This window comes from Methylibium sp., assembly GCF_013817365.1.
In the GTDB taxonomy this organism is placed as follows: domain Bacteria; phylum Pseudomonadota; class Gammaproteobacteria; order Burkholderiales; family Burkholderiaceae_C; genus Methylibium.
The window spans coordinates 1-2,912 of record NZ_JACDCU010000485.1 but is presented as its reverse complement, the minus strand read 5'-3'; the positions used below and the strand labels follow the sequence as shown (position 1 = coordinate 2,912).

The following is a 2,912-nucleotide window of genomic DNA, read 5'->3' as shown; positions in this document are numbered from 1 at the left end:
GGCAGCATGCGCGCATGCCACGTTTCGCCGCCAACCTCAGCCTGCTCTACACGGTGCACTCCTTCCTCGACCGCCCTGCCGCGGCGGCGCACGACGGCTTCGCGGCCGTCGAATGCCAGTTCCCCTATCAACACCCGGCGGCAGCCCTGAGCGAACGGCTCGCATCCGCCGGCCTGCCGCTCGTGTTGATGAACGCACCGCCGGGTGACTGGGCGGGAGGCGAGCGCGGTCTGGCGTGTCTGCCGGGCCGCAGCGACGACTTCCGGCGCAGCGTCGATCAGGCCCTTGTGTATGCACAGGACGTCGATTGCCCGCGCGGGCATGTCATGGCCGGCTGCCTTGCGCCGGGCACCGAGCGCGCCGCGCTGCAGGCGGCGTACGTCGAGCGCCTGGCCTGGGCCGCGGCGCAGGCGGCCACGGCCGGCGTGGAACTGCTGATCGAGCCGATCAACCAGCGCGACATACCGGGCTATTTCCTGAACCGGCAGGACCATGCGCACGAGATCATCAGTCTGGTGGGCGCGGCCAACCTGAAGGTGCAGATGGACCTCTACCACTGCCAGGTCGTCGAAGGCGACGTGGCAATGAAACTGCGCCACTACCTGCCCAGTGGGCGCGTGGGCCATCTGCAGGTCGCCGGTGTCCCCGAGCGCCAGGAACCGGATGCCGGCGAGCTGAATTTCGCTTACCTGTTCGAGCTGATCGACGCGCTCGGCTACGAGGGCTACGTCGGCTGCGAATACCGGCCGCGCGCCGGCACGAGCGAGGGTTTGGGCTGGCAGCGCGGCGGTTGAAGCGACAGGCGGCGAGCGAGCCCCGGCAGCGCGCGCTTCACCACAGCAAGGCCACGATGAACACGCCGATCATCACGAAGCCGAGCGCCAGTTTCACCGCCGTGCCGACCAGCATGCCGATCCAGGCAGCGGTGCCAACCCTGAGCGCGCGCCGCGCGTCGCTGTCGACCGGCAACCCCGGCGTCGCGGGCACCAGGCCACCGGCCGGCGGCTGGCGCAACGCGTAGAGCTCGCCGGCGACCGCACCCACGAAGGGCATGAACAGCACGCCGATCAAGCCCATGAACAGACCCACCACGGTGCCCAACGCCGCGCCGATCAGCGCCCATCGGCTGGCGCCGACGCGCTGCGCCCCGAGCACCGAGGCGACGAAATCGATGGCCAGCGCGAGCAGCGCCAGGACGGCAATCGCCGCCACGGTCCACCCCGAAACGCGCACGAAACCATCGATCCAGGCGCCCAGGAACAGGCCGGCCATCACCAGCAGCGTGCCGGGCAGTACCGGCAGCACGGTGCCGGCCACGCCGACGAGCGTCATCACAACGGCGAGCGCCCACCACACGGCCGGGGGAATGCTGGGCAGGAGAGTCGTCAGAGCGTCCATGGCTGAGGTCCATCGAAAAGCAAAAAGTCGGGCGACGCTCACAAGCCGCCGATGAAATCGCGCACCGCAGCCTCGAACGCGCCCGGCTGCTCGAGCACGCTCAAATGCGCCGCGCCGTCGATGACCACCAGCCGCGCGTTAGGCACCGCCTGGGCGATGGTCTGCGACATTGCAAGCGGCGTGCCCTGGTCCTGGTTGCCGGAGATCACGAGCGTAGGCACGGCGATCTGCGGCAGCCGCGCGGTGGAGTCCATGTGCATCACCGCCTGGCTGGCGCCGAGGTAACCCGCCACCGGCGTGCTTACCACTCGGCGTCGCCAGCGCGCCACCGTGGCGGCCTGCGTCTGGCGAAAGGATTCGCTGAACCAGCGCTGCATGGCCGCATCGGCGACGGCCTCCAGGCCGCCGTGCTCGATGGCGTCGATGCGCTGCTGCCAGGCACTGCGCCCTTCATGCCCGAGTCCCGAGCTCGAATTTGCGATAACCAGCGCCTTCAGACGTTCGGGATGCCGCAGCGCGAGTTCCTGCCCGACCATGCCGCCCAGCGACAGGCCGACCCAGATCACCGGGCCGGTCTGCAGCTCGGCCAGCAGCCGCTCGGCGTCCTGCGCCAGCGCCGCCATCGTGTAGGGGCCCGGCGGCGCGTCGGAATCGCCATGGCCGCGGTGGTCGTAGCAGATCACGCGGTGCTGCGCCGCCAGCGCATTGGCGAGCTCGTCCCACAGGCTCGCGTCGCAGCCGAGCGCGTGGCTGAGCACGAAGGTGTACGGCGCCGGCGCTCCGCTGCGCGGCTCTCGCAGCGTGTAATGCAAGGCAGGGCTGCCGTGGCTGCGCCGGGATCGGCCGGTGCCGGGATGGACCGCCTCGGTGGCGGCCAGCGGCGGCAGTTCGTGGCCGAGTTCGCGCAGCAGCCGGGTGGCGATCACCACGCCGGTGTTGGCGGCCGGAACGCCGGCGTAAATGGCCGCTTGCATGAGCACCTCCTTGACCTCGTCGGGCGTGAGCCGCGTGTCGGCGTGATCGCCCGCGCCCAGGCCGGCGCCGCTGCCTCCGGTCAAGGCGGCGCGCAGGTGCAACTCGTATTCCTCCCAGCGGCCGAGCGCGCAGGTGATGGCCAGCACGATGATGCGGCGCGTCTTGGCGTCCAGTCCGGGGCGGCCCCACACGTCGTTCCAAGCGTAGCGGGTGATGAAGTTCTGGAAGTCTGCGTTGAACGCGTTGGCGTTGGCGACCGACTTGTCGACCCAGGCGTCGCCGAGGATGGCCCGGCGGTTGCGCATGCCGCGTTCGAGATCGTGGTCGTAGGGGTCCATGGCGAAGCCTCGCGGTGAATCGAGTGGCGCCCGGCCGGCAAAGACGCACCGACCGCGACATGTTCGACAGTGTCGCGCCAGCGGCCGATGCGCGCGGCGCGGGCCGGTGGATCGCTCGGTTATGGTCGCGGCCATGCACGATCGCGCCGCCCCGCCCGTCGGCACGTTGCCCGGCGTCATCGCTGCGCCGCCCCTGCGGGG

General features: G+C 70.6%; 3 protein-coding genes. 1 reads left to right on the top strand and 2 read right to left on the bottom strand.

Annotated elements, in window-relative coordinates; all coding sequences use genetic code 11:
• Window positions 1-14 precede the first annotated feature (14 nt).
• Entirely contained in the window at window positions 15-794 is a 780-nt protein-coding gene (gene otnI / locus H0W38_RS20190; protein WP_292457538.1) for a 2-oxo-tetronate isomerase, read from the top strand.
• Between the two features lie 37 nt (window positions 795-831).
• Here the strand turns inward: otnI and H0W38_RS20185 are convergent, their stop codons facing one another.
• Together H0W38_RS20185 and pcaD are read right to left on the bottom strand one after the other, a co-directional pair.
• A complete protein-coding gene (locus H0W38_RS20185) occupies window positions 832-1,398 on the bottom strand; it encodes a DUF456 domain-containing protein (protein WP_292457535.1) in 567 nt (188 codons plus the stop codon).
• A 38-nt stretch (window positions 1,399-1,436) separates the two neighbouring features.
• Window positions 1,437-2,711, bottom strand: coding sequence for a 3-oxoadipate enol-lactonase (gene pcaD, locus H0W38_RS20180; protein ID WP_292457532.1), 1,275 nt, complete (start codon window positions 2,709-2,711; stop codon window positions 1,437-1,439).
• Window positions 2,712-2,912 lie beyond the last annotated feature (201 nt).

Bases quoted from the DNA above. Each gene is read 5' to 3' on its own strand.
- pcaD (WP_292457532.1), bottom strand. From the start codon at position 2,711: ATGGACCCCTACGACCACGATCTCGAACGCGGCATGCGCAACCGCCGG.
- otnI (WP_292457538.1), top strand. From the start codon at position 15: ATGCCACGTTTCGCCGCCAACCTCAGCCTGCTCTACACGGTGCACTCC.
- H0W38_RS20185 (WP_292457535.1), bottom strand. From the start codon at position 1,398: ATGGACGCTCTGACGACTCTCCTGCCCAGCATTCCCCCGGCCGTGTGG.